General features: G+C 71.4%; 24 protein-coding genes and 2 pseudogenes. 15 read left to right on the top strand and 11 right to left on the bottom strand.

Translation table 11 applies throughout. The annotated features are described in order from the left end of the window. Positions 1-281: 281 nt before the first annotated feature. On the bottom strand, positions 282-932 hold the full coding sequence (locus tag ACLU3S_RS03950) for a Tat pathway signal sequence domain protein (RefSeq protein ID WP_413950300.1): 651 nt from the start codon (positions 930-932) through the stop codon (positions 282-284). 682 nt (positions 933-1,614) lie between these two features. Between ACLU3S_RS03950 and ACLU3S_RS03945 the strand changes: the two genes are divergently transcribed. From ACLU3S_RS03945 to ACLU3S_RS03930, 4 genes and pseudogenes are all read left to right on the top strand, one after another. Further along, positions 1,615-2,313 carry a DUF6230 family protein gene (locus ACLU3S_RS03945; RefSeq protein WP_413950299.1) on the top strand — a complete coding sequence of 233 codons (699 nt, stop codon included), beginning with the start codon at positions 1,615-1,617 and terminating at the stop codon, positions 2,311-2,313. A 5-nt stretch (positions 2,314-2,318) separates the two neighbouring features. Next, positions 2,319-2,771: a DUF6114 domain-containing protein gene (locus tag ACLU3S_RS03940; protein ID WP_413950298.1), complete on the top strand. Its 453-nt coding sequence runs from the start codon at positions 2,319-2,321 to the stop codon at positions 2,769-2,771. A 149-nt stretch (positions 2,772-2,920) separates the two neighbouring features. After that, complete coding sequence (locus ACLU3S_RS03935; protein ID WP_413950297.1) at positions 2,921-3,376, top strand: tellurite resistance TerB family protein; 456 nt, start codon at positions 2,921-2,923, stop codon at positions 3,374-3,376. Between the two features lie 11 nt (positions 3,377-3,387). Further along, positions 3,388-3,522 (top strand): annotated as a pseudogene (locus ACLU3S_RS03930) (AsnC family protein); the annotation flags it as partial. A gap of 120 nt (positions 3,523-3,642) precedes the next feature. On the opposite strand, the gene ACLU3S_RS03925 reads toward ACLU3S_RS03930, so the two are convergent. From ACLU3S_RS03925 to ACLU3S_RS03890, 8 genes are all read right to left on the bottom strand, one after another. After that, a complete protein-coding gene (locus ACLU3S_RS03925) occupies positions 3,643-4,599 on the bottom strand; it encodes an ABC transporter substrate-binding protein (RefSeq protein ID WP_413950296.1) in 957 nt (318 codons plus the stop codon). Between the two features lie 128 nt (positions 4,600-4,727). Further along, on the bottom strand, positions 4,728-5,396 hold the full coding sequence (locus tag ACLU3S_RS03920; RefSeq protein ID WP_413950295.1) for an ABC transporter permease: 669 nt from the start codon (positions 5,394-5,396) through the stop codon (positions 4,728-4,730). Further along, complete coding sequence (locus tag ACLU3S_RS03915; protein ID WP_413950294.1) at positions 5,393-6,046, bottom strand: ABC transporter permease; 654 nt, start codon at positions 6,044-6,046, stop codon at positions 5,393-5,395. The genes ACLU3S_RS03920 and ACLU3S_RS03915 overlap by 4 nt, the downstream gene beginning before the upstream one ends. Continuing rightward, positions 6,043-7,173, bottom strand: a complete 1,131-nt coding sequence (locus ACLU3S_RS03910) for an ABC transporter ATP-binding protein (RefSeq protein WP_413950293.1) — start codon at positions 7,171-7,173, stop codon at positions 6,043-6,045. The genes ACLU3S_RS03915 and ACLU3S_RS03910 overlap by 4 nt, the downstream gene beginning before the upstream one ends. 679 nt (positions 7,174-7,852) lie before the next feature. Continuing rightward, positions 7,853-8,260: a peptide-methionine (R)-S-oxide reductase MsrB gene (gene msrB / locus ACLU3S_RS03905; protein WP_413950292.1), complete on the bottom strand. Its 408-nt coding sequence runs from the start codon at positions 8,258-8,260 to the stop codon at positions 7,853-7,855. 16 nt (positions 8,261-8,276) lie between these two features. Continuing rightward, positions 8,277-9,668 (bottom strand): UDP-N-acetylmuramate--L-alanine ligase, encoded by a 1,392-nt coding sequence (murC, locus tag ACLU3S_RS03900; RefSeq protein WP_413950291.1) that lies wholly within the window; start codon positions 9,666-9,668, stop codon positions 8,277-8,279. Between the two features lie 116 nt (positions 9,669-9,784). After that, positions 9,785-10,258, bottom strand: coding sequence for an indole-3-glycerol phosphate synthase (locus tag ACLU3S_RS03895; protein WP_413950290.1), 474 nt, complete (start codon positions 10,256-10,258; stop codon positions 9,785-9,787). Positions 10,259-10,457: 199 nt separating this feature from the next. Next, positions 10,458-11,312, bottom strand: a complete 855-nt coding sequence (locus ACLU3S_RS03890) for a pyrimidine reductase family protein (RefSeq protein WP_413950289.1) — start codon at positions 11,310-11,312, stop codon at positions 10,458-10,460. Between the two features lie 37 nt (positions 11,313-11,349). On the opposite strand from ACLU3S_RS03890, the pseudogene zapE reads away from it, so the two are divergent. The 7 genes and pseudogenes from zapE (at position 11,350) to ACLU3S_RS03855 (ending at position 16,717) form a co-directional block, all read left to right on the top strand. Further along, positions 11,350-12,457 (top strand): annotated as a pseudogene (zapE, locus tag ACLU3S_RS03885) (cell division protein ZapE). A gap of 114 nt (positions 12,458-12,571) precedes the next feature. Continuing rightward, positions 12,572-13,150, top strand: a complete 579-nt coding sequence (locus tag ACLU3S_RS03880) for a carbonic anhydrase (protein ID WP_413950288.1) — start codon at positions 12,572-12,574, stop codon at positions 13,148-13,150. Between the two features lie 84 nt (positions 13,151-13,234). Then, positions 13,235-14,074, top strand: coding sequence for a slipin family protein (locus ACLU3S_RS03875; protein ID WP_413950287.1), 840 nt, complete (start codon positions 13,235-13,237; stop codon positions 14,072-14,074). Between the two features lie 70 nt (positions 14,075-14,144). Then, positions 14,145-14,699, top strand: a complete 555-nt coding sequence (locus ACLU3S_RS03870; RefSeq protein ID WP_413950286.1) for a YbhB/YbcL family Raf kinase inhibitor-like protein — start codon at positions 14,145-14,147, stop codon at positions 14,697-14,699. 148 nt (positions 14,700-14,847) lie between these two features. Then, on the top strand, positions 14,848-15,693 hold the full coding sequence (locus tag ACLU3S_RS03865) for a polysaccharide deacetylase family protein (protein ID WP_413950285.1): 846 nt from the start codon (positions 14,848-14,850) through the stop codon (positions 15,691-15,693). 27 nt (positions 15,694-15,720) lie between these two features. Then, a complete protein-coding gene (locus ACLU3S_RS03860) occupies positions 15,721-15,912 on the top strand; it encodes a hypothetical protein (RefSeq protein WP_413950284.1) in 192 nt (63 codons plus the stop codon). Positions 15,913-16,003: 91 nt separating this feature from the next. Beyond that, positions 16,004-16,717, top strand: coding sequence for a peptidyl-tRNA hydrolase (locus ACLU3S_RS03855; RefSeq protein ID WP_413950283.1), 714 nt, complete (start codon positions 16,004-16,006; stop codon positions 16,715-16,717). Between the two features lie 103 nt (positions 16,718-16,820). Here ACLU3S_RS03855 and ACLU3S_RS03850 read toward each other — a convergent pair whose 3' ends face one another. After that, positions 16,821-17,741, bottom strand: a complete 921-nt coding sequence (locus tag ACLU3S_RS03850; RefSeq protein ID WP_413950282.1) for a hypothetical protein — start codon at positions 17,739-17,741, stop codon at positions 16,821-16,823. Positions 17,742-18,322: 581 nt separating this feature from the next. Between ACLU3S_RS03850 and ACLU3S_RS03845 the strand changes: the two genes are divergently transcribed. Together ACLU3S_RS03845 and ACLU3S_RS03840 are read left to right on the top strand one after the other, a co-directional pair. Then, on the top strand, positions 18,323-18,526 hold the full coding sequence (locus ACLU3S_RS03845; protein ID WP_413950281.1) for a hypothetical protein: 204 nt from the start codon (positions 18,323-18,325) through the stop codon (positions 18,524-18,526). 353 nt (positions 18,527-18,879) lie between these two features. Next, positions 18,880-19,722, top strand: a complete 843-nt coding sequence (locus tag ACLU3S_RS03840) for a hypothetical protein (protein WP_413950280.1) — start codon at positions 18,880-18,882, stop codon at positions 19,720-19,722. A gap of 78 nt (positions 19,723-19,800) precedes the next feature. On the opposite strand, the gene ACLU3S_RS03835 is transcribed toward ACLU3S_RS03840, so the two are convergent. Next, positions 19,801-20,595, bottom strand: a complete 795-nt coding sequence (locus ACLU3S_RS03835; protein WP_413950279.1) for an SDR family NAD(P)-dependent oxidoreductase — start codon at positions 20,593-20,595, stop codon at positions 19,801-19,803. A gap of 262 nt (positions 20,596-20,857) precedes the next feature. Here ACLU3S_RS03835 and ACLU3S_RS03830 point away from each other — a divergent pair, with 262 nt between their 5' ends. Next, the gene (locus ACLU3S_RS03830; RefSeq protein WP_413950278.1) at positions 20,858-21,856 is read left to right on the top strand and encodes a GlxA family transcriptional regulator; all 999 of its coding nucleotides are present in this window, start codon (positions 20,858-20,860) and stop codon (positions 21,854-21,856) included. Positions 21,857-22,164: 308 nt separating this feature from the next. Continuing rightward, on the top strand, positions 22,165-23,556 hold the full coding sequence (locus ACLU3S_RS03825; RefSeq protein WP_413950277.1) for an MFS transporter: 1,392 nt from the start codon (positions 22,165-22,167) through the stop codon (positions 23,554-23,556). Positions 23,557-23,842: the final 286 nt, after the last annotated feature.

Here is a 23,842-nt window from a genome sequence, read left to right as displayed (position 1 = left end):
ACCGCTCGGCGCGTGTCGTCTCCGCTCCGGCAAGGCTTTCCGGCAGCAACGGGGACGACGGGCGCCACGCCATGATCGCCACCTTACGAGGCGACGGCCGGCTCCTCAACGGGGCCGGCCCTCCGGAATGCACGCGCCAACTTGCCTACAGGGCAGGGATGTTGGGCCGTAACGGACTATGTGCCCATACGACGGGCGGCGCCCCGCGGTGGTCGTGCTCACCGGAGGCGCCGCCTTCGTGCCATGGTTCGTGACGGCTCGGAAGCCGTCGTTCTCGCGGGTCAGTTGACGTAGACCTGTGCTCCCCCGTCGGTCACGGGCGCGTACTTGGCGCTGAAGAAGCCGCTGGCGAAGCACAGCGACGAACCGGAGACCTTGGTGAACTGCTGGTTGGTGAAGGTGATGCTGCCGTCGGCGTTGTCGGCCTTCCCGGTGAGGCCGGGGGCCTGGTAGACGCAGGTGATGCTGCCCAGCAGGGTGCGCAGCTTGACCGTGGTCTGGATGGTGGAGCCGGCGGCGGGCGAGACGGTGAGGGTGCCGTCGGAGGCGACCGTGGCGCTGTACGGCAGGTTGTCCACCGTGATGCTGCTGACGCCGAGCACGCCGATGACGTTGCTGGTGCAGGAGCTGCTGTCGAAGGTGTGCGCGGTGACGGACTCGGTGGCCGTGCCGGGCGCCGCCGGGTTGTCCGTGACGGTGGCGGTGAACTGGGAGGACGTGCACGTCACGCCGCTGGTGCCGGTCGCGCTGGAGTAGAGCGTGGCCGACGTGCCGGTGGCCAGGGGCGCGGTGAGGGTGTCGCCGACCGCGACGGCGGTGCCGCCGGTGCCGCCCGTGGTGAGCACGGCGTCGGCCGCGGTGGCGGGGCCGGCCGCGGCGAGGGCGAGCGCGGTGGCGGTGCCGGCGAGGGCGAGGAGGGATCGCGTACGCATGCGGGATGCCTCTTTCCGGAAGTGGGGGGTGAGTGGGGGTCGGATCGTGCGAGGTGGGGGGTGCGGGTGGTGCCACCGGCGCGGGTCCGTCGCGCCTTCTCCGAACGCGAGGGACCGGCGACGGCGGCGAGACGGGCACCGGCCGAAGGCCTCGGGGGAAGGCCTTCGGCCGGGCCGCAGGGGGCGGCCGGCACGGAACGGGGGCGCGAATCGTGCCCTGGCCGCGCAGAGGGGTGGAGCGGGTGCGCGTGCCGGTCTGGAGCGATGACGCGCACGTGCGTGGGTCGGTCGCCGTGCGCCGAGAGGTGGAGCGCTTGCCGTGAGAGGGCCGGGAACACGGCCGGCACCCCAAGGGGACGCGGCCGCCGCCGCTCGTCGGATCCGGCGCCACGGATCCGGGAAACAGGGGAAGTTGTAGACCCGCTCAACCATCAACGTCAAGCCACAGCAAGGGAGTTGGAGATCCAAGGTGCGAGTGGCGCACATCCGGCACCGTTTTTTCACATCTCCCTTGACCCCCCGAAGTAACCGGCAGTAACTTCGCCGAAGCTACCGCCGCGTAACGCGAAAGCCCTTGCACCCGCCGGGAGTGCGAGGAGGCGTCCGCGGCGGCCGCTGTCCGCGCCAGGACACCGCGCCACGGAAGCCCGACCAGCATTGATCCAGGCCCCTGGGAGCAGACATGGCCTCGTCCCCGGACGTCTCGTCCGCCGACAACATCCCCGAGAACCCGGGAAGCGGTTCACCCTCCGACCCATCGAGCAGCGCCGGTACCGCCGCGAGCGGCGAGAGACGGGGACGCGTCCGGGGCCGCCGGGCCGCGGTGATGGCGATCCCCGCCACCCTCGTGGCCGCCGGCCTCGCGATCCTCACCGCGCAGGGCGCCCTCGGTGTGCAGTTCGCGATCTCCGGCATGCCGTTCACGGTCACGGCGACGGAGCTCAACGGCACCGGCTTCGAGCAGTTCGGGGCCCTGGACAACATGGCGGACGGCAGTCCGAACGCCGGCGACACCGGCGGCCAGGAGCTCGTCGTCACCTCGGCCATCAAGAAGGCCACGCTCACCAAGCTGTGCCAGAGCGTCGACCTCGGCGGCACCAACCTGCTCATCACCGCGGGCGGCGGCGCCGACAAGGTGACCGCCAGCGATCTCACCACCGACTCGACCGTGCTGTCGGGTGACGCGGCGTTCAGGAACATCGAGATCGGCAACGACGCCAGCACGCTGACCAAGGCGGGCGTCAAGGGCCCGATCGGCGTCTTCAGCCAGCAGGCCGACACCGTGCACATCGGCAATCTGCGGCAGACCAACTATGCCACGACGGCTGGTGTGTTCAAGCTGCCCGGCCTCAAGCTCCGCTTCAGCGACTCGGGTTGCTGATCGCCGTGTCCGACCGTCCACGTCGGCAACCGAGGCAGGCCTTCCGCCGGTGGCGTGCCCGCCGGCCGTTCTGGGGCGGGCTGCTGCTCGCCCTGGGCGGCGGCGAGATCCTGCTTACCGAGAAGGCCTCGCTGAAGGTCGTCATGCACATCGGCATGCAGGGCCTGGCCGGCTATCTCCTGCCGGGCCTGATGGTGCTGCTGGGCCTGCTGGTCCTGTTCAACCCCGCCCAGCGGCTCTTCTACTCCCTCACCGGCATCCTGGTCTCCCTGGGCACCTGGCTCACCTCCAACCTGGGCGGCTTCCTCCTCGGCCTCCTCCTCGGCGCCGTCGGCAGCTGCCTCACCTTCGGCTGGCTGCCGGACCAGGAGCCGCGCCTCGGCCGCCGCGAGCGCCGTCGCCGGGCGAGGACGGCGGCGCAGGCCCGGCCCGAGGAGGTGGAGGGCACGGCGGTGTGAAGGGACGCGGGCGGACCCGGACGGAAAGACCGCGCTTCACATCCGTCCCGGCCGTCCGGAACTTTCCGTGCACGCCGTCAGTTTCCACGGTGCTGGAGCAGCAGGCGGTGTGCCGCGCGGGCACCCGGCCGCGGACACGAGGAGTGCGCATGGCCCTGTGGGATCGCTTCAAGGAGTCGGCATCGCAGATGCAGACCCAGTTGGTGGCGAAGAAGAACGACCTGAAGAGCGGCGCGTTCCGGGACGCGAGCATGGCGATGTGCGCGCTCGTGGCCGCGGCCGACGGCACCGTGGACCCGGCGGAGCGGCAGCGCGTGGCCCAGCTGATCGCCTCGAACGAGGTGCTGCAGAACTTCCCGGCGGACGACCTGCGCCGGCGCTTCGAGGAGAACCTGGGCAAGCTGACGGCCGACTTCGCCTTCGGCAAGGTGAGCGTGCTGCAGGAGATCGCCAAGGCGAAGAAGAAGCCGGCCGAGGCGCGGGCCGTCGTCCAGATCGGCATCGTGATCGGCGGCGCCGACGGCGACTTCGACAAGACCGAGCAGGCCGTGGTGCGCGAGGCCTGCTACACACTGGACCTGCCGCCGCACGAGTTCGACCTCTGACGACCCCCACTATGGGCGCGTACGGGAGCACGCTCGACGACCTCGACCGTGCCCTCGTCCATGCCCTGCACCTGGACGGCCGGGCGCCGTTCAGCCGGATCGCCGAGGTGCCCGGCGACTCTGCCCAGAAGGTGGCCCGCCGCTACCGACGGCTGCGGGCGGAGGCCGGGTTGCGCGACGCGGGCGTCCCCCGTCTCCGGGGGCGCCCGCGTCGTCGCGTCCGCGGTCGGGCCTGCGGGGCGGGCGTCAGCCGAGGCCGGCGGACTTCAGCCGAGGCCGGCGGACTTCAGCCAGGCCCTGGCGACGTCCAGCGGGTCCTTCTTCTCCGTCTGCACCTGCGTGTCCATGTCCAGCAGCGCCGCGGTGTCGAGCTTGGCGGAGACCGCGTTGAGGGCGTCCACGCCCTTCTGGGACACCGCGCTCTTGACGACGAGCGGCTGGACGTTCTCGAAGCCGAAGAGGTTCTTCGGGTCCTGCAGGACGACGAACTTCTCCTTGGAGATGGTCGGGTCCGTGGTGAAGATGTCCGCGACCTGCACGGCGTTCTTCTGCAGCGCCGCCTCGGTGAGCGGGCCGCCCGCGTCCAGCGCCTTGAAGGACTTGAACTGCAGGCCGTAGACGGACTTCAGGCCCACCAGGCCCTGCTGCCGCGTCTGGAACTCCGGCGAGGCCCCGATGACCAGGTCCTTCGCGATGTCCTTCAGGTCGGCGACGGAGGACGTGTCGGTGAGGTGGTACTTGCCCGCGGTGGCCGCGTTGACGGTCACCGAGTCCTTGTCCTGCGCCGCCGAGGGGTCGAGCAGGGTCAGCTTGGAGTCCAGCTTGGCCTCGATGGCGGACGTGGTCGCCTCGGTGGTCTTCGGCGTCGCCTTCGGGTCGAGGTAGGCCAGCAGCGCGCCGTTGTACTCGGGCAGGACGGAGATGGTGCCGTTCTTGAGCAGGCCGTAGGTGGTCTCACGGCTGCCGATGTTCGGCTTGTAGGTGACCTTGATGCCCTTGGCCTTGAGGGCCTCGCCGTAGATGTCGGCGAGCAGGGTGCTCTCGGGGAAGTTGTTGGAACCGACGACCACGCTGTCGCCGCTCGCCGAACCGCCCGACAGGGGGTCGGACTTGTCGTGGGAGGAGGAACAGCCCGCCAGCAGGGCCGTCGCCGCCGCGAGGGCGACTGCCGCCGCGCCTCGATTCCTCCGGGTGGACCTGCTGATGTGGGTCGTATGAGTCACCCACTGATCCAATCCAGCCACTTCTCGTTGCGTCAAGTGCGCACCCGTAACGGATTCTTGACAAGCTCGTGATGGCTGATCGTTCTGGGGCCGGGCCGGTTGGCGCCCGGCGGGTCAACTCGCGTCCCTCAGCCGCTCCTTCGGACGCCGGGTGAGACGGCGAGGCGGGACACCGCCCAGAACACCGCGAGAGTGACGAGCGCGAGACCCGCGACCAGGGTGGCGCCGCCCACGACCTTCTCGTAGTTGCGCTGGTAGAGGCCGTCCATGATGTAGCGGCCGAGGCCGCCGAGGCTGACGTACGCGGCGATGGTGGCGGTGGAGACGATCTGAATGGCGGCCGTGCGCAGCCCGCTCAGGATCAGCGGGAGCGCGACCGGCACCTCCACCTGGAACAGCACCCGCGCCTCGGACATCCCCATGCCCCGCGCCGCGTCCACCGGGGACGGGTCGACGGAGCGGATCGCCTCGTAGGTGGTGACCAGGATCGGCGGTACGGCGAGCAGGACCAGCGGGATCATCACCGGCAGCAGGCCGAGGCCGATCCAGATGAACATCAGCACCAGCAGGCCGAAGCTGGGCAGGGCCCGCCCGGCGGTGGCGATCAGCGCCAGCGCGTTGCCGCCCCGGCCGAAGTGCCCGGTGAGCAGGCCCACGGGCAGCGCGATGACGGCGGCGAACACGAGCGCCTCCAGCGAGTACCCGACGTGCTCGGCGAACCGGGTGGGGATGCCGTCGTAGCCGTGCCAGTGGGCGCCGTCGCTGAAGAAGGCCTGCACGAAGTTCAGTACGTTCACCGGGTGGCACCCTTCCTCGGCATCCAGGGGGTGAGGAGGAGGCGGACGAGGACCAGCACGGCGTCGGCGAGGATGCCGAGCACCGCCGTGGTCAGGACCGAGTTCACGGCGAGGACCGGCCGGTGGTAGGTGTTCGCGTCGTAGAGCATGTTGCCGAGCGCGCCCTGGTTGCCGATGAGCATGCCGACGCTGACCAGGGAGATGCTGGACACGGTCGCCACCCTCAGGCCCGCGATGATCGCGGGGACGGCGATGGGGAGTTGCACCTGGACATAGCGCCGCACCGGCCCGAAGCCCATGGCCTGGGCGGCGGCGAGGGTCTCCTGCGGGACCGAGCGGACCCCGTCCACGATGGCCGGGACCAGCACCACCAGGCTGTACACGGCGAGCGGGATCATCACCGTGGTCTCGCTCTGGCCGGTGTAGTCGATGAGCACGACGAAGAAGGCCAGCGACGGGATGGCGTACAGCACGGTGGTGACGCCGAGGACGGGCGGGTAGATCCAGCGGAAGCGCACGCACAGCTGGGCGACGGGCAGCGAGACGATCAGACCGGCCAGCACCGGCAGCAGGGCCTCGCGCAGGTGCAGGCCGATGAGCCCGAGGTAGCTGTGTTGGAGATCGCTCGGCAGGTCGAAGAAGCCGTTCATCGCGCGGCCTTCACGCCGGTGTCCTCGGCCACCCGGCTGTGGGCGGCCCGGATGGCCTCGCCGATGACCTGCTGGGAGACGACGCCGACAGTGCGGCCCGTGGCGTCGACGGCGACGGCCCAGCCGGTCGGCGAGAGCACGGCGCCGTCGAGCGCGGTGCGCAGCGAGTCGGTGCCTGGCACGAACGGCCGTCCGCAGGGCAGGAGTTGCTCCGGGTCGATGGCCCCGGCGGTGAGCCGGTCGGGCTCCGCCCAGCCGAGCGGTCTGCCGTCGGCGTCGGTGACGAGCAGATAGGGCGCGTCCGCCCGGGGGCCGGGCCGCTCGGCGCCCGCGTCGATCGCGACCACCGGCGTGGTCTGCAACTGCAGCCCCTCGGACGGGAAGAAGGACAGCCGGCGGATGCCCCGGTCGGCACCGAGGAAGTCCTCCACGAAGGCGTCGGCGGGCGCGCTGAGCAGCTCGGCGGGCGGGGCGAACTGGGCGAGCCGGCCGCCGGTGCGCAGCACCGCCACCATCGTGCCCAGCTTGATCGCCTCGTCGATGTCGTGCGTGACGAAGACGATGGTCTTGCCCAGCTCGTCCTGGATGCGCAGGAGTTCGTCCTGCAGTCCCTTGCGCACCACGGGGTCGACGGCGGAGAACGGCTCGTCCATCAACAGCACGGGCGGGTCGGCGGCGAGCGCGCGGGCCACGCCGACGCGCTGCTGCTGGCCGCCGGAGAGCTGGTAGGGGTAGCGCCTGGCCAGCGCGGCGTCGAGCCCGACCCGCTCCATCAGTTCCGCGGCCCGGCCGCGCGCCTTCTGCTTGCTCCAGCCGAGCAGGCGGGGCACGGTGGCGATGTTGTCGAGGATGGTGCGGTGCTGGAAGAGCCCGGCGTTCTGGATGACGTAACCCATCGACCGGCGCAGGGTGTTGACCGGTTGCTGCCGGATGTCGGTGCCGTCCAGCAGGATGCTGCCCTCGGTGGGCTCCACCATCCGGTTGACCATCCGCAGGGTCGTCGTCTTGCCGCAGCCGGAGGGCCCGACGAGGACGGTGATGGCGCGGTCCGGTATGTCCAGCGACAGCCGGTCGACCGCCACCGTGCCGTCCGGGTATCGCTTCGTGACTGTGTCTATCCGTATCAAAACGCCGAACGCCCTTCGGGTTTGGCGGAGGTCCGCCCGCTCCAGGCCACGCGCCGGGCTGCGCAGGCCGTTGCGGGGAGAGTCTAGACCGCGCGTGTTCCGGCGCCTGGGCGCCGGAGCGTGGCTTGGGTGCGGCGGGTATGCGGCGGGAGGGACGGCTGCGGCAACTCCCTGGCGCGCGGCGGGGGTCGGCGGCTTCGGCAAGGGCCCGGCGCAGGGCGGGGGTCGGTGGCTCGGGCAGCGGCCCCGTGCGCGGCAGCCGTCGACGGCTCCGATAGCGGCCCGGCGCGCGGCGGCCGTCGGCGGATGCGGCAACGGCCCGGCACGGCGGCCGTCGACGGCTCCGGCAACTGCCCCGTACGCGGCGGGGCCGCAGGCGGCGTCGTCGGGGCCGGCACCGGTGGTCGCGTGGGGCGCCGCCGGGCGGGTGAGGGAGCAGTCGATGTCCTCGGCCCGGTGCTCCCGAGCCCGTCCGTGAACAGCACGGGGTGTGGCCCGCTCCCGGAGTGCGGCCCGAGTCGTACCTGCCGAGGCCGATGGCCCCCGGGCGGTCCGACGGGACGGGCGGGACCCTGGATCGCGCCGTCCCGGGGTGATGAGCCTGGGACGGCGCTCCGAGCGCCCGGAGCGGGCCCGGCACCGGTGCCGCCGGGTCCGGCGGCCCCGCCGGACGGATGCCTCAGTCCTCGTCGGGTGCGAGGCGCAGGGAGATGGAGTTGATGCAGTACCGCTGGTCGGTGGGGGTGGGATACCCCTCACCCTCGAACACATGCCCGAGGTGGGAGCCGCAGCGTGCGCACCGCACCTCGGTCCGCACCATCCCGTGCGAGCGGTCCTCCACCAGCTCGACGGCGTCCGTGTCCTTCGGGTCGTAGAAGGACGGCCAGCCGCAGTGCGACGCGAACTTGGTGTCCGACCTGAACAGCTCGGCGCCACAGGCGCGGCACGAGTACACGCCCTTGGTCTCGGTGTCCGTGTACTCGCCGGTGAAGGCCGGCTCGGTCGCGGCCTGGCGCAGCACGGCGTACTCGGCCGGGGTCAGCTCCGCCCGCCACTGCTCGTCCGGCTTCTCGACGTCGTACGACATGAGCCTCAGCCCCTTCTCACTGCTGTGACAGGCGTTCCAGAATCAGCGGGCCCAGGTCGGTCACGTCGCCCGCGCCCATGGTGAGAACGAGATCACCGGGCTTCCCCATTCCCGCGATCACGGCCGGGATCTCCGCCTTGTCGTGCACGGCGGTGACGTCGGCGCCGGCGGCGCGCGCGGCCTCGATGATCAGCTCGCTGGTGACGCCCGGGATCGGGTCCTCGCGGGCCGGGTAGATGTCCAGGACCACCGAGGCGTCGGCGAGGGCCAGCGACTGGCCCATCTCCTTGCCCAGCTCCTGGGTGCGGGAGAACAGGTGCGGCTGGAAGACGACGAGGATGCGGGCGTCGCCGGCGGCGGCGCGCATGGCCTCCAGGTCGGCGGTCATCTCCGTGGGGTGGTGGGCGTAGGAGTCGATCACCTGCACCCCGGCGGCCTCGCCCTTGAGCTGCAGGCGCCGCTTGACGCCGGTGTAGGCGGCGAGCGCGGGAGCCAGCTCGGCGGCCGGGACGCCGAGCGCGGCCCCGGCGGCGAGCGCGGCGACGGCGTTGAGGGCGTAGTGCCGGCCGGGCACGGAGACCGTGAAGGTCAGCTCCCGCCCGTCCAGCAGCACGGTGACGCGGCTCTTCAGCCCCTGCGGTACGACGGCGAGCACCCGCACGTCGGCGTCCTCGGCCTCGCCGTACGTCACGGTCCGCACCGACCCGGCGAGCCTCCGGGTCAGCTCCCGCGCCCCCTCGTGGTCGGCGGAGATCACCAGGGTGCCGCCGGGCACGATCCTTGCGGCGAAGATCTCGAAGGACTCGTGGATCTCGTCGATCGAGGCGTAGTTGGCGTGGTGGTCCAGCTCGACGTTGAGGACGATCGCGACCTCGGGCGCGTACTTGTGGAAGCTGCGGTCCGACTCGTCGGCCTCGGCGACGAAGATGTCGCCCTCGCCGTGCAGCGCGTTGGATCCGGGCGCGTCCAGGTCGCCGCCGATGGCGTACGACGGCTTCAGACCCAGCTCGGTGAGGGAGACGGCCAGCATCGACGTGGTCGTCGTCTTGCCGTGGGTGCCGGCCACGGCGATCGGGCGCAGCCCCGCCATCAGCGCGGCGAGCGCGTCGGACCGGTGCACGACGGGAATCCCCAGCTCGGCGGCGCGGGCCAGCTCCGGGTTGTCCTCACGGATCGCCGAGGACACCACGACGCAGCTCGCGTCGTCGGCGAGGTGCTCCGCGGCGTGCCCGATGTGCACGGTGACCCCGAGCGCGCGCAGCGCCTGCGCGGTCGCCGACTCCTTGGCGTCGCTCCCGGCCACCTTCGCCCCGCGCTGGGCGAGGATCTTCGCGATCCCCGACATCCCGGCGCCGCCGATGCCGATGAAGTGCGGTCGGTCCATGGCGGTAGGAAGGCCGGGTGCCATGTGGTTCTCCCAGAGTCACGGGTACGAGCTGAAGCAGGCCTAGCCTATGCGCTCGGCCGCCGGTCGCTCGGCAAGGGGCGAGGGGAGACCCGGCCCGGCGGGACCCGGGCGGAGCGCTACGCCTTGCTGTGGGAGAACAGCTTGAGCACCGGCACCCCCACCCTGTGCCGGGCCCGGGACGCCCAGTCGCGGTGGAAGAACTCCTCCACGTAGTGCGGATCGGTCAGCACGATCACCTCGTCGGCGGACACCTCGGCGACGAGCCCCTTCAGCGCGTCCAGCGGATGGTCCTCGACCAGCCGCCCCTCCGCCTCGCTCCCGGCGGCCCGCAGGGCCCGCACGGACACGTCCAGCGCCTGCTGCCCGACGCTCCTGGCGTCGTCGCCCTCGGGGGTCTCGCGCTCGCGGACGGCCTCGTCGAGTTCGCCAAGCGCGATGTCGTCGATGGCCCGCAGCAGGCGGTCCGCCTGGTCGCCGCGCGGCTGGAGCAGCACATGGAAGGCGACCGGCTCGTCGCCGTGCAAGGTGGTGACGAACTCCACGTCGGCGGACGTCAGGGCCTTCTCGATCATCAGAACGCTTGTGAACACCAAACGCCTCTTCTCCTCCGTGGGCCCGGGCAAGGCCCCTGCGGGAACCATCCTTCCCCGTGATCGCTCGGGTACTGCCGGACTGGGTCCGTCGGACGTAAACCGGACTGGGTCCGTCGGACGTAAACCGGACCGGGTCCGTCGGACGTAAACCGGAACGACAGATTCCGCCGATGTCGGCGACCGCGGTACGCCCGCCTCAGGAGCGACGGTAACGACCGAACAGGAATCCGTCCTCCTCCAGCAGCGACACGAGCTCGAACCGGTGCGGAACCGCAACCGGCGGCCCCCCGGCGATGCGCTGGGCGCTCCCGGCGGTGAGCGTCGGCGAGAGGGTCAGGCACAGCTCGTCCAGCACGTCGGCGGCGATCAGCTGGCCCAGCAGCCGGGGCCCGCCCTCGGTGAGCAGCCGGGTGTGGCCGAGGCCGGCGAGGGCGCGCACCGCGCGGACGGGGTCGACGCCCGCTCCCTCACCCGCCACGACCACCCGGGCGCCGGCCTTCTCGGCGGCCGCGACGCGGTCGGGCGCGGCGGCGGCCCCGGTCAGCAGCAGGGTGGGCACCAGGGGCGAGGTGAACAGCGGGAGCGAGAAGTCCAGCTCCAGGCTCGCGGTGACGACCGCGACCGCCGGCGCGGGCCCCTGCCCGGCGGCCGCCCTGGCCTGCGCGAACTCCGCACGGGCGCGGGCGGGCCGGTACCCCTCCTGCCGTACCGTTTCGGCGCCCACGACGACGACGTCCGCGAGCGCCCGCAGCGTGCCGAAGATCCGCATGTCGGCGGCGCTGGAGATGGGCTGCGAGTGCCCCTCGTGCTGGGCTGCGCCGTCGAGCGAGGAGACCATGTTGGCCCGCAGCCAGGGCCGGGGGGCGCCCGGCGCCGGCTCCGGGTAGGCGTAGGCGGCGGCCAGTTCGGCGAGGCTCCACTCGCGGTCGACGAGCGCACCGGCGACGCCGTGCCCAGGCGTCCCCTCCGCACCGGGGGCACCATGGGCCACGTCGGCACCACCGGCGGCCCGGGCTGCTGTTTCGTCGGTCACAGGGAACAGGCGTCGCATGCCGTGCAGTCTGACACGGCGCTTAGCATGGATAACCGTGTCCTCCTCCACCACCGCCCCCGGATCCAGCCCCCTGACCGAAGCGGGCCCGCTCTCCCTGTGCGCCCGTGAGCCGCACGTGCCCGCGGACCGGCTGGTCGCCGAGATGGTGCCGCCGCCACGCTTCGACTCGGTCCGCTTCTCCACGTACATCCCGGACCCGAACCAGCCCAGCCAGACCGAGGCGGTGGGGGGTGCTGGAGGGCTTCGCGGCCGGACTCGGCGGGACGCAGGGCTCCGGCGCCGGCCGGCGGGGGCTCTTCGGCTTCGGGAGGGCGAAGGCGCCCAGGACCCCGGCGGGCCCGCGCGGCGTCTACCTGGACGGCGGCTACGGCGTCGGCAAGACCCACCTGCTCGCCTCCCTGTGGCACGCCACCCCCGCCGAGCCCTCCCGCAAGGCGTTCGGCACCTTCGTGGAGCTGACCAACCTGGTCGGCGCCCTCGGCTTCCAGCAGACCGTGCGGACGCTGAGCGATCACCGCCTGCTGTGCATCGACGAGTTCGAGCTGGACGACCCGGGCGACACGGTGCTCGTCTCGACGCTGCTGGGCAAGCTGGTCGAGGCGGGCGTGGCGCTCGCCGCCACCTCCAACACGCTGCCCGGCAAGCTGGGCGAGGGCCGGTTCGCCGCGGCCGACTTCCTGCGCGAGATCCAGGGCCTGTCCGCCCACTTCCGCACCCTGCGCATCGACGGCGAGGACTACCGCCACCGCGGGCTGCCCGAGGCGCCGGCGCCGTTCAGCGACGAAGAGGTGACGAAGGCGGCGTACGCCACCGAGGGCGCCTCGCTGGACGACTTCCCCGAGCTGCTGGCGCACCTGGCCAAGGTGCACCCGAGCCGCTACGGCGCGCTGACCGAGGGGCTGAGGGCGGTGTGCCTCACCGACGTGCGGCCGGTTCCGGACCAGTCGACGGCGCTGCGCCTGGTGGTGCTCGCGGACCGGCTCTACGACCGCGAGGTCCCGGTACTGGCCTCGGGGCTGCCCTTCGACCGGCTGTTCAGCGAGGAGATGCTGAACGGCGGCTACCGCAAGAAGTACTTCCGCGCGATATCCCGGCTCACCGCGCTGGCGCGGGACGCGAAGGGGCTCGTCAGAAGCGAATAGCGCGGCGCGCGTCGCGTCGTAGGCCTTGCGCGGGACTTCTCCGGCTAACCTCGCTCTTGACCAACCATTGACCAGTGCTTGGTGCGGACGAGAGGTCCGAGGAGGACCCCATCCATGCAGCCCCTCATCGACAACGCCCGTAGCTTCGGACAGCGCCCTGAGGAGTTCGCCGGGCTCGCCGAAGGCCAGTCCCCGCAGGTGCTCTTCATCACCTGCTCCGACTCCCGGGTCGTCCCGGCCCTGATCACGGGCGCCCGCCCCGGCCAGCTGTTCGAGCTGCGCACTGCGGGCAACATCGTCCCGCCGTACGCCTCCGCGCACCCCACCGGGGAGGCGGCCACCATCGAGTACGCCGTGGAGGTGCTCGGCGTCCGCGACGTCGTCGTCTGCGGCCACTCGCACTGCGGTGCCGTCGGCGCGCTGGTGCGCGGCGACGACCTGGACGCCGTACCCGCCGTACGCGACTGGCTGGCGCACGCCACCCCGCGGCCGGCCGGCGCGGCCGAGGACCCGGAGGTCGCCGAGGGCGTGCAGAGCCATGTGCTGACCCAGCTGCTGCGGCTGCGGTCGTACCCCTGCGTCGCACGCGGGCTGGCGGCGGGGCGACTGACCCTGCACGCCTGGTACTACGAGGTGCACACCGGCGCCGTACGGGCGCACCGGGCGGGGACCGACACCTTCGAGTCCCTGTGAGCGCCTCCCGCCCGGCTCGATCGGGCGGGAAGTGGCATATCGTTGTATCAACAGACGAACAGACCTCTGTGCGAGGAGGTCATCATGGTCCAGGAGCTGGTAGGGGCCATCGCCGCGGCGGGCGGCGTCGGCCTGGTGTACCTGGCGATGGCGGCCCGGGTGGTCAAGCAGTACGAGCGGGGTGTGCTGTTCCGGCTCGGACGGCTCGCGGGTGACGTGCGGATGCCGGGCTTCACGATGATCATTCCCTTCGTGGACCGGCTGCAGAAGGTCAACATGCAGATCGTCACGATGCCGGTCCCCGCTCAGGAGGGCATCACCCGCGACAACGTCACCGTCCGGGTGGACGCGGTCGTCTACTTCCGGGTGATCGACGCGGCGAGCGCGCTGGTGAAGGTCGAGGACTACAAGTTCGCCGTCTCGCAGATGGCGCAGACGTCCCTGCGCTCGATCATCGGCAAGAGCGACCTGGACGACCTGCTCTCCAACCGCGAGAAGCTGAACCAGGGCCTGGAGCTGATGATCGACAGCCCGGCCGTGGGCTGGGGCGTCCAGGTCGACCGGGTCGAGATCAAGGACGTGTCGCTGCCCGACACGATGAAGCGGTCCATGGCCCGCCAGGCGGAGGCGGACCGGGAGCGCCGGGCCCGGATCATCAACGCGGACGCGGAGTTGCAGGCGTCCAAGAAGCTGGCCGAGGCCGCCCAGCAGATGTCCGACCAGCCGGCCGCGCTGCAGTTGCGGCTGCTGCAGACGGTGATGGCGGTGGCGGCCGAGAAGAACTCCACGCTGGTCCTGCCGATCCCGGTGGAGCTGCTGCACTTCCTGGAGCGGGGCGGGCAGAACGGCGACGCGGCCGCCGCGCTGCCGGCGACGGCCGTACAGCCCGCGCCGGACGGCGACCGAGGGCCCCGCGCCGGCTAGGGCCGTCCCGGTGCGTGCCGGAACCGTGCCTGACGGCAGGACGCGGAGCGGAAGCGCTAGCGTGCCGGACATGCGCAAGAGCTTGGCGGCCCTGGCGGCCGCGCTGGCCGCGGTCGCGGGGTGCGCCGGCGGACAGGGCGCGCAGCAGGTCGCCGCGCCCTCCCCCACGCCCGCCGGCCGCCTCACGGTGACGAGCACCGCCTATCCCGACGGCGGCACGGTCCCGCGCCGCTTCACCTGCGACGGCGCCGACGTCTCGCCTCCGCTGACCCTCCGCGGCGTCCCCACGGGCACGGTGTCCCTGGCCCTGCTCCTGCAGGACCTCGACGCCCCGCACGGCACGTTCACGCACTGGCTGATGTGGAACCTCGGCCCGCACACCACCCGGCTCTCCGCCGACGAGCGCCCGCGGGGAGTGGCCGAGGGCCGCAACAGCTTCGGCAGGACCGGCTACAACGGGCCCTGCCCACCCCACGGCGACCGCCCCCACCGCTACGTCCTCACCGTCTACGCCACCGACCGCCGCCCGTCCCTCGCCCCCGGCGCCACCCCCACCGACCTCCTGCGCACCCTGTCCGCCCACACCCTCGCCGAAGGAACGCTGACCGGCCGCTACGGCCGCTGAGAGCGCCGGCCGGCGCGCGGGCGGCCCGGGCCGCACCATCCACGGGACATCGACCGAGCCGGGCGGGTCGTCCGCCGCGCGGGTGACCGTACCGACGCGCCGCGGACATATCACCATACAAATGGGCCATCAGCCTTACGTTCGTACGGTGATCCCACTTGCACGCCGTATCACCGCCGTCTGCGCCCTGGGCGCGGCCCTCGCCGCCTGCGGGACCGCGGGCCCCGCCCGTCCGGCCCCTGCCAAGAGCTCCGTCTCCGCCTCCCCGTCCGCCTCGCGTCCGCCCGTGCTCGCCCCGGGCCCGGGCGGCCTGACCCCGGTCTTCGAGCACGGCCCGCGCACGCTCGGCAAGACCGTGGCACTGACCTTCGACGCCGACATGACCGCCGACGAGGGGCCCCGCGCCGCCGCCGGCGAGCGCTTCGACAACCCCGGGCTCATCGGCACCCTGCGCGCGCTGAAGGTGCCGGCCACGATCTTCATGACCGGCCGGTGGGCCGAGCAGTACCCGGACGAGGCGCGCAGCCTCGGCGCCGACCCGCAGTTCGAGGTCGCCAACCACTCCTACAGCCACTACGCGTTCACCTCCGACTGCTACGGCCTGCCGACCGTCGCCCCCGACAAGATGCGCTCGGACGTCGAGCGGGCGTACACCGCCTTCCGCAAGGCGGGTCTGCGCAAGGTGCTGCCGTACTTCCGCTTCCCGGGCGGCTGTTACGACCGGCAGGCGCTGCGCGCGCTCAGCGGGCTCGGCGTGACCGCGATCCAGTGGGACGTGGTGAGCGGCGACGCGTTCGCCACGGACGCCGGCGCGGTGGCCCGGCAGACGCTGGACGGGGTGAAACCCGGGTCGGTGGTGATCATGCACTGCACCCGCAGCGCCGCCCCGACCACCGAGCAGGTCGTCCGCACGGTCGTGCCGGAGCTGCGCAGGCAGGGCTACCGGTTCGTCAAGGTCTCCCAGCTGATCGGCGAGACCGGCGGACACCGCTGAGCCCCACGCGAGTCCTACGCTGGGGGCATGAGCGACCAGGACGACACGACGTACTGCACGATCGCCGACGCCCCCCGCCCGACGAAGGCCGACGGGCCGCCGTACGCGGAGTGCGTCCTGTGCCGGGAGCCGACAGAGTACCCGGAGTCGTACAAGGGCATCACGCTGTGCCCGCGGTGCGAGTGGCAGGAGGCGCAGCGCACCGCCTGCTCGGGGTGATCCGCGGGCGGGGCGCGTTCCGGCGCCCTCCGTCCGCCCGGGGCGACCGCGCGTTGATGGGCGCGCCGGCGGCTTCGTAGGGTGGGCTGTCGTGAGCCATGTTCCAGCCCCCGATCACAGTCCCTTCCGGGTCGAGCGCACCCCGCGCGACGAGGCCCCCCAGTACGTGCTGCCCCTCGTCGTGCGGATCGAGCGCAGCGCCCCGCCCGCCCGCACCGACGCCCTGGAGACCGCCGCCCGGGCCGTGCTCCTGCTGCTCGCCGACGACCGGGCGCACGGCGACGGCGAGTGGGCCGAGGCCGTGCCCAACTGGGAGGACGCGCGGATCCGCAAGGTCGTGCGGCGTGCCCGGGGCGCCGAGTGGCGCCGCGCGGAGGCCCTGCCCGGGATCACCGTGACCGGCAAGTCCGCGGAGGTACGGGTCTTCCCGCCGGTCCCGCTGGACGGCTGGCCCAAGGACCTGGCGAAGCTCCAGGTGTCCGGCACCGAGCTGGACGACCCGGAGCCGCCCGTCGACGCCGACCGCACCGAGCCGGTCCTGTGGCTCAACCCGGAGCTGCAGATGTCGGCCGGCAAGGCCATGGCCCAGGCCGGGCACGCCGCCCAGCTGGCCTGGTGGGCACTGTCCGGCGAGGCGCGCACCGCATGGCGGGAAGCGGACTTCCCCCTCGCCGTCCGCACCGCCGAACCCGGCGACTGGGCTCGGCTGACCGGCAGCGGGCTGCCGCTGGTCCGGGACGCCGGCTTCACCGAGATCGCACCGGGTTCCTGCACGGTCGTCGCCGACCATCCCGCCCTGCGTTAGGGGTTGCGGGCGAAGGCTTCCCGGACGCGAGTCGCACACGCTTCGGCAACGCAGGAGCCCCTGCTCACCGGGCAGGGGCCCCCTTTGTACGGACGCAGTCAGGCTATGAGCTCGCCGCCTCCGTGCCTTCGTTGGGCGCGGACTCGGTCCCCTGGTTCGCCCCAGTCTGCGTACCCTCCTTGGGCGCGGTCTGCGTGCCCTGGTTCGGCGCGGTCTCCGTGCCCTCCTTGGGCGCGGTCTGCGTCCCCTGGTTCGGCGCGGTCTCCGTACCCTCCTTGGGCGCGGTCTGCGTCCCCTGGTTCGGCGCGGTCTCCGTACCCTCCTTGGGCGCGGTCTGCGTCCCCTGGTTCGGCGCGGTCTGCGTGCCCTGGTTCGGCGCGGTCTGCGTCCCCTCCTTGGGGGCCGTCTGCGTGCCCTGGTTCGGCGTCCCCTGGTTCGGCGTCCCCTGGTTCGGCGTCCCCTGGTTCGGCGAACCAGTAGTGCCTTGGTTGAATGACCCGCTGATGTTTGTGTTTGTGTTTGTGTTTGAATTAATTATCTGGTTCACGTTGTTGGTCGTCTGGTTGACGATTTGATTCACCACCGACGACGGCAGGCCGAGACTTTGCGCCTTGGCTTGCGCGGCCTGCACGGCCTGTGCTTTCGCCTGTTGCGGGGAGGCTCCCCGGCTTATAGCCGCTTTCGCCGCGCTCGCTCCGGCCGCCACGGCGGCGGACGCCTGCCCTGCTCCGCCTGCGGAGGACCCGCCGGCGCCTCCCGTGCATGCCACGGAGCCCACGGAGAAAGGCCCTGTTCCCGAGACGGACATCGGCCCGATACTGCCGCCGGAAGAAGAGTTCGCGGTCGCCCCACCAGGCGAGACGGTGAATGTTCCGTTGGGGTCGAAGCCCTGGCCCGTCAGGGTGCCCCCTGCGACCTGGCAGGTCTGGTTCGGGACAGCGGAGGCCGTCTCCACCGCGCCGACGGTCATTCCTCCGACCAGCGCAGCCGTCGCGGCGGCGCTCAGTACTGATTTCCCTCGCATGAAGCTCTCCTTCGCTGGCTCTACAATTCAGCGACCGGAGACGTTTCCGTCCGGATAACAGCACGCTAACTCCGCTACTCCAGTGATGCACCTAGAGTTGCAGACACAAGAGGCTGACATTATCCTGTTTTCATTCGATTTCCGTTGTCGCCGAACATCTGCGACACATTATTCGCGGCAGCACAAGCAGGCATCATTTTCTGTTTAGCCGCGATTTTCCAGCCAAGCAGCGTTGGCACCCCGGCGAGGCCTCACCACCTCGTCGGGGTCTGACGCTTTGACCGTAGAAGCACCGAGTGCACAGCAGGGGCACAGTTTGTGCCCCCGTCGTCACGCGGCGAGAATGCCGATCTTCACCACCAGTTCCGAGGCGCGGCGCCGACGCGCCGGCACCTTCGACTCGGCTTCCTCGAGCGTGATGCGCTTCGCGAAGCCGTTGTAACGGATCAGTGAGCGGGAAGACGTCGAACGCGGCCTTCACCGCGGCGAGCCGAGGATGCCCGGGACCGGTGAACAGCTCGACGTGGACGGACTGGTCACCGGTCAGGTCCGACAGGTCGCGCACGCGCAGCAGCTCGGCAATGCGCAGGATCGTCTCCAGCTTCGGCGTCTTCAGCCGTCCCGTCTCGATCCCCTTGACCCACGACCCCGACCTGCCCGTGGCCCCGACTCAGGTCGGCTACTGCCCGCGCTGCCCAGGGCTCACGCACCGCTACGGGCCCGGCGCCGAGGTCGTGTGCCGCGCCTGCCGGGCCGTCGAAGCGCTGCCGGACTGGGCCATCTGACCGAGTCAGCCGTCCGCCTGTCACTGCGCCCTTGTTTGCCTGGCGCAGGACGCGAGGTGTGGACACGTGGCCATCTCGAAGAGCCGAGGCGCACCCCGCAGCCAGAGCCGGGAATCAAGGTTTCGCTGCACACCAGGCCTCAGGCTGCCACCATGGCGCCCATGAGAGCGGGGGCGGACCGTACAACCAGGTTCAGGAACAATCACCTGGCGAGATACACCATTGAACGTCTTGATAGTTCCCTCCAGCAACTCGGACTGCCGCGCCCGCGTCTGAAAGTCCGCCTAGCCCTTCGGGCTGCCTGCACAACCGGCTCGACCATTCTCTGGACGACAGGCGCCTGTGCACTGGCCATGCTCTGGATCAACGAAGTCAGTGCCCATCTCTTCTTCGACGGCGTACCTGATTTTGCCTATTACGCTTTCCGCGCAGTGCTCGACTACTGGGAACTGGTACACTCCGGACGGAAAGCCTTTTGGGGGCTAATGATCGTAAGCTCGATATGCGTGACCGCATTCCTCCTGCTTCTCGTATTTCTCGCCGCAATTCCCCTGGTCCTGGCTTTCGGCGTCACTGCAGGACGACCGTGGTCAATAGCGCCTTACGGTCACCTACAGCGCAGATTCAAGCCCACGCTGACCATCGCCTCGTCGATAGAAGCATGCGCATCCCTGTACGCATCCACATGGCGCACCCAGCCGCACCGGTCCCGCCGACTCGCCCGGCGACTCAGGTCCGTTGAGAGCCAACTGCTCTCTCTGCATCGAACCTGCGGACGCCTTCCGCTGCGAACTCACCGCCGAAGAGAGATCAAACACCACACAGGTCTCGTCGTCGCCTCACTGCGTCAGGCCGAGGCTCGTATCGACCGCGACGGCAACGCTGCGACAGTTCCACTCGCGGCGATGCTGCTGACTGTGGCAGAGCGAATAGCCGACGGACGCATTGGCGCGCTCCTTGACGAGCCCGAACTGGATGCCACACTCCAGCCGGCTCGTGACTGGGAACCTTTCAAACTAGCCACCGCCGCCGTACTGATCGCGGCATGCGCCACTGGCGTGAGCGTCCTGAAACTTCCCGATGACGCAACAACCTACGCCATCGGCGCCTGCGGCATTGTCGTCCTCGCTATGCTCTACGGCCGCCGCGTTCAGCAATTCCTTGATCTTCTTGGCGTGCTCGGGGGCGGCAAATAAGAGCTCGTTTTTTCAACAGTCCCGATTCTGCGTACGTAGAGATAGTCGGACCCGGGATGGTCGGACCCGGGCGGGCGATCACAGCGTCTTGACCTGGCCGCCGTCGATCGTGAACTCGGCGCCCGTGATGTTCCCGGCGAGCGGGGAGGCGAGGAAGAGGGCCAGGTCGGCGACTTCGTGGGGTTCGGTGACCCGACCGGTGGAGATGCCCATGCTCTGCGGCACGACCACGTCCATGGCCTCCTGCGCGGTGATGCCGGCCTCGGCCGCCGCGGCCTCGGCGAAGCCACCCGGCGCCGTCCAGAAGGGCGTGCGGACCGGCCCCGGCGCGATCGCGTTGACCCGGATCCCTCGCGGTGCGAACTCCTCGGACAGCGACTTGGTCACGCTGTTCAGTGCGGCCTTGGCCGCGGAGTAGTCCACGACCCTGGGGTGGGGCAGGCGCGCGTTGATGGAGCCGATGTTGACGATGACGCCCCGGCCCGCGCCCAGCAGGTGCGGAAGCGCCGCGCGGCTGGCCCGCACCGCGCTGAACAGGGTCAGGTCGAAGATCCGCTGCCACTCGGCGTCGTCGACGTCCAGGAACCCCGGGCGTGGGGTCGCGGCGCCCAGGGAGTTGATCAGGACGTTGAGCCTGCCGTACCGCTCCACCGCGTGCCGCACGAGCCTGTTCGGCCCCTCCGCGGTGGACAGGTCCACCGTGACCGCGGTGACGCCGTACGCGTCGGTCAGCCCTTCGAGCTCGGCAGTGGTGCTCCGGCTGCCGGCGACGACATGGGCTCCCTCACGGGCGAAGGCGTCGACGACGGCCAGTCCGATGCCCTTGCTCGCTCCGGTGACGAGGACGACATCGTCCTTGAGCCGGAGGTCCATGGCGGTCCTCCCTTTCCTGGTCGGCCCCCCACGTGTCCACGGTAGGCGGATCCGGCGCCTCCGGCCCGCGCGTCCGGACCCCCTGCACCCGGACTGGGAGTTTCCGCCTCTCAGCTGGGAGCATGCCGGTCGTGGCGCCGGGGCCGGTGCCAGGAGCACGGTGGACGCCGGGAGGTCTCGTGAGCGGGCTCCGGCGGGGAGCCCCACCGCACATCAGGAGGCGTTGGCCATGGCCCTGGGGCATCCGGTGAACCGCGCTGGAATGGGCACGCGCACCGTGACCGTGTTCGTGTTCCCGGGGGTACGGCTGCTCGATGTCACCGGTCCCATCGAAGTGTTCGCTTCCGCGAATGAATTCGGTGGGCGGTACCGGGTGCAGACCGTGTCCGAGGACGGTGCCGACGTGATCACCTCCGCCGGCACCCGCATCAGTGCCGACCTCGCCGTCGCCGACGTGCGGGAGCCGAGCGACGTCGTGGTGATCCCGGGCGGCCCGGAGTGGGAGACGCTGATCAAGGACGACGCGCTGCTGGATGTCGTCCGGCGGCTGCATGACCACGCCCGCTGCACGGCATCGGTGTGCACGGGAGCGTTCCTGCTGGCGGCGGCCGGGCTGCTGGACGGGCGGCGGGCCGCGACACACTGGCGGCAGGCGCGGCAACTGGCCCTGCGTTTCCCGTCCGTGCGGGTCGAACCGGACGCGATCTTCGTGCGGGACGGGCGCATGATGACCTCGGCGGGCGTCAGCGCGGGCATCGACCTGTCCCTGGCGCTCGTCGAGGAGCACTACGGTGCTCAGGTCGCCCGCTCGGTCGCCAAGGACATGGTCGTCTTCATGCAACGACCGGGCGGCCAGTCCCAGTTCAGCGTCCGCTCCCAGGTCCCGCACTCCCGACGGGAGATACTCCGCCGCGTGCTGGACGAGGTCGCCGAGAACCCCGGGGCCAACCACACGCTGCCGGCCATGGCCCGCAGGGCGGGCGTCAGCGTCCGGCACGTGACCCGGCTCTTCGACGAAGAGGTGGGAACCACTCCGGCCCGCTATGTGGAGCAGGTCCGGCTGGAGGCCGCCCGGGTGCTGCTGGAGACGGGTGACGACGCCATGGCGGTGGTGGCGCGTCGTACGGGGTTCGGCTCGCCGGAGTCGATGCGCCGGGCCTTCGTACGACATCTGGGTGTGACGCCCGGTGCGTACCGGACCGGCTTCCGCACCACCGGTGTGGGCGCCGGGAATCCGGCGTCCGACGCCGTCTCCCGGTAGCCGGGGCGCCACGGGCCTGCCTGTTCTTCCTCCTCGCTTTCCCCCGCGCGGGGACCGGAGTTGCGGCCCCCCTGCCCGAGGACGCCCCCTGCCCGAGGACGCCCCCTGCCCGAGGACCGGATGTGCGCCCCCGCTGTCCTTGTCTGCGGCCAGGCACGCACGGCCCCTGTGAGTTGAACGCCTCGGAAATGCCGGTACGACCCGACAGAAGGCGTTCAGCAATGGCTTCGAGCTCAGCAACGGCTCCGATCAGTCCCACTCTCGCGCCCGATCCCCGCAGATGGCGTGCGCTGGGGATCATCTGCCTGGTGCAGGTGATGCTGCTCCTCGACGTGACCGTGGTCAACGTCGCGCTTCCGCCCATCCAGCATGACCTCGGCCTCACCACCACCGGTCTGGCCTGGGTCGTCAACGGCTACACCGTCACCTACGGCGGGCTGCTCATGCTCGGCGGGCGCCTGGGTGACCTGCTGGGCCGCAGGCGCCTCTTCCTGACCGGATTGGCGATCTTCGCGCTGTCGTCGGCGAGCGCCGGAGCGGCGCAGCAGGCCGGTGTGCTGATCGCCGGCCGCTTCGTCCAGGGCGTCGGCGCCGCACTCGTCAGCCCGGCGGCCCTGTCGCTGGTGACGCTGCTGTTCACGCAACCGCGGGAAAGGGCACGGGCGATGGCCATCTGGAGCGGCCTGGCCGGAGTCGGCGTGGCCCTCGGCGTCGTGCTGTCGGGCGTCCTGACCACCGTCACGTCCTGGCGCTGGATATTCTTCGTCAACCTGCCCATCGCCGCATTCGCGTTCGTCGCCACCTTCAGGCTCGTCTCCGAGAGCCGGGCCACCAGGCGCGGCCGGCCCGACGTCCTCGGCGCCGTCCTGGTCACGCTCGGTCTGCTCCTGGTCGTGTTCGGCCTGCTGGAGAAGGCCGGACAGGCATGGCTCTCGTTCCTCGTCCTGGGCTGCGTGGGGATCGGTGTGCTCTGCCTTGCGGGTTTCGTGCTGGTCGAGGCCCGGGTGGCCCAGCCCCTGATGCCCCTCGCGTTCCTGCGCTCGCGCAACCGGAGCATCGCCAACGCCGTTCGCATCTGCTACTACGTGGGATTCGCCACCCTGTTCTTCTCGCTCAGCCTCTACGTGCAGCACGTGCTGCGCTTCTCCGCGCTCGCGACCGGATTCGCCTTCGTGCCCTTCGGGCTGGTCATCCTGTTCAGCGCCACCGTACTGGCACCGCGCCTGCTCCCCCGGTTCGGGCTGCGGGTGCTGAACGGCGGGGGGCTCGCGATCACCGCGGTCGGCTACGTCCTCCTGGCCGGGCTGAGCGCCCACGGCACCTATGCGGCCGACGTGCTGCCCGGACTGGTTCTCGTGCCGCTGGGCGGCGGCCTCGTCCTCGTCGGGTCCACCGTCGCCGGAGTGGACGGCGCGACGGGCGAGGACGCGGGCATCGCCACCAGCATGAACAACGCGTCCATGCAGATCGGCAGCGCCCTCGGGCTGGCCGCCCTGGTCTCCCTGGGCACCAGCCACGCCACCGCCCTGGAGCACGCGGGCGCCGACCCGCTGTCCGCCACCGCGCACGGCTACGCCTTCAGCTTCGCCGTCGCCGCCGGTGTGACGGCCTTCGGCGCGTTGCTCGGCTTCGTCGGGATCCACCGGGCGCCGGCCGAAGCCCGGTCGGTACCGGCCCCGGCCGGACAGCGCGCCGCCTGACTCCCGGCCCCTCGATCCGAGCCCCGCGCTCCCCGTCACCGTGCCGTGCGCCTCCGGCGGGGAGCGCGAGGACCCTATGGCCGTACCCCGCGCCCCCGTGCCCGCCACCGCCGGCAAGGTCTGCACCCCGCTCCCCGCCCCCGCCACCGCACCGTGCGCCGACCGCGAACACCGCGAGGACGGATCGCGCCGATGTGCCGGGCGGCAGCCGGCCCCTTTGCCGGGCGGGCCGCGGCGCGCATGAGCGGACCCCCCTCGACGGTGGTCGAGGGGGGTCCGCAACGGC

Origin of the sequence: Streptomyces sp. AF1A (assembly GCF_047340315.1) — a bacterium.
In the GTDB taxonomy this organism is placed as follows: domain Bacteria; phylum Actinomycetota; class Actinomycetes; order Streptomycetales; family Streptomycetaceae; genus Streptomyces.
This window is presented reverse-complemented; position numbering and strand designations above follow the sequence as displayed.

Coding starts and splice junctions, on each gene's coding strand:
- ACLU3S_RS03950 (WP_413950300.1), bottom strand. CDS start 932: ATGCGTACGCGATCCCTCCTCGCCCTCGCCGGCACCGCCACCGCGCTC.
- ACLU3S_RS03945 (WP_413950299.1), top strand. CDS start 1,615: ATGGCCTCGTCCCCGGACGTCTCGTCCGCCGACAACATCCCCGAGAAC.
- ACLU3S_RS03935 (WP_413950297.1), top strand. CDS start 2,921: ATGGCCCTGTGGGATCGCTTCAAGGAGTCGGCATCGCAGATGCAGACC.
- ACLU3S_RS03915 (WP_413950294.1), bottom strand. CDS start 6,046: ATGAACGGCTTCTTCGACCTGCCGAGCGATCTCCAACACAGCTACCTC.
- msrB (WP_413950292.1), bottom strand. CDS start 8,260: ATGTCGTACGACGTCGAGAAGCCGGACGAGCAGTGGCGGGCGGAGCTG.
- murC (WP_413950291.1), bottom strand. CDS start 9,668: ATGGCACCCGGCCTTCCTACCGCCATGGACCGACCGCACTTCATCGGC.
- ACLU3S_RS03890 (WP_413950289.1), bottom strand. CDS start 11,312: ATGCGACGCCTGTTCCCTGTGACCGACGAAACAGCAGCCCGGGCCGCC.
- ACLU3S_RS03880 (WP_413950288.1), top strand. CDS start 12,572: ATGCAGCCCCTCATCGACAACGCCCGTAGCTTCGGACAGCGCCCTGAG.
- ACLU3S_RS03875 (WP_413950287.1), top strand. CDS start 13,235: ATGGTCCAGGAGCTGGTAGGGGCCATCGCCGCGGCGGGCGGCGTCGGC.
- ACLU3S_RS03870 (WP_413950286.1), top strand. CDS start 14,145: ATGCGCAAGAGCTTGGCGGCCCTGGCGGCCGCGCTGGCCGCGGTCGCG.
- ACLU3S_RS03860 (WP_413950284.1), top strand. CDS start 15,721: ATGAGCGACCAGGACGACACGACGTACTGCACGATCGCCGACGCCCCC.
- ACLU3S_RS03850 (WP_413950282.1), bottom strand. CDS start 17,741: ATGCGAGGGAAATCAGTACTGAGCGCCGCCGCGACGGCTGCGCTGGTC.
- ACLU3S_RS03845 (WP_413950281.1), top strand. CDS start 18,323: ATGCGCAGGATCGTCTCCAGCTTCGGCGTCTTCAGCCGTCCCGTCTCG.
- ACLU3S_RS03840 (WP_413950280.1), top strand. CDS start 18,880: ATGCTCTGGATCAACGAAGTCAGTGCCCATCTCTTCTTCGACGGCGTA.
- ACLU3S_RS03835 (WP_413950279.1), bottom strand. CDS start 20,595: ATGGACCTCCGGCTCAAGGACGATGTCGTCCTCGTCACCGGAGCGAGC.
- ACLU3S_RS03830 (WP_413950278.1), top strand. CDS start 20,858: ATGGGCACGCGCACCGTGACCGTGTTCGTGTTCCCGGGGGTACGGCTG.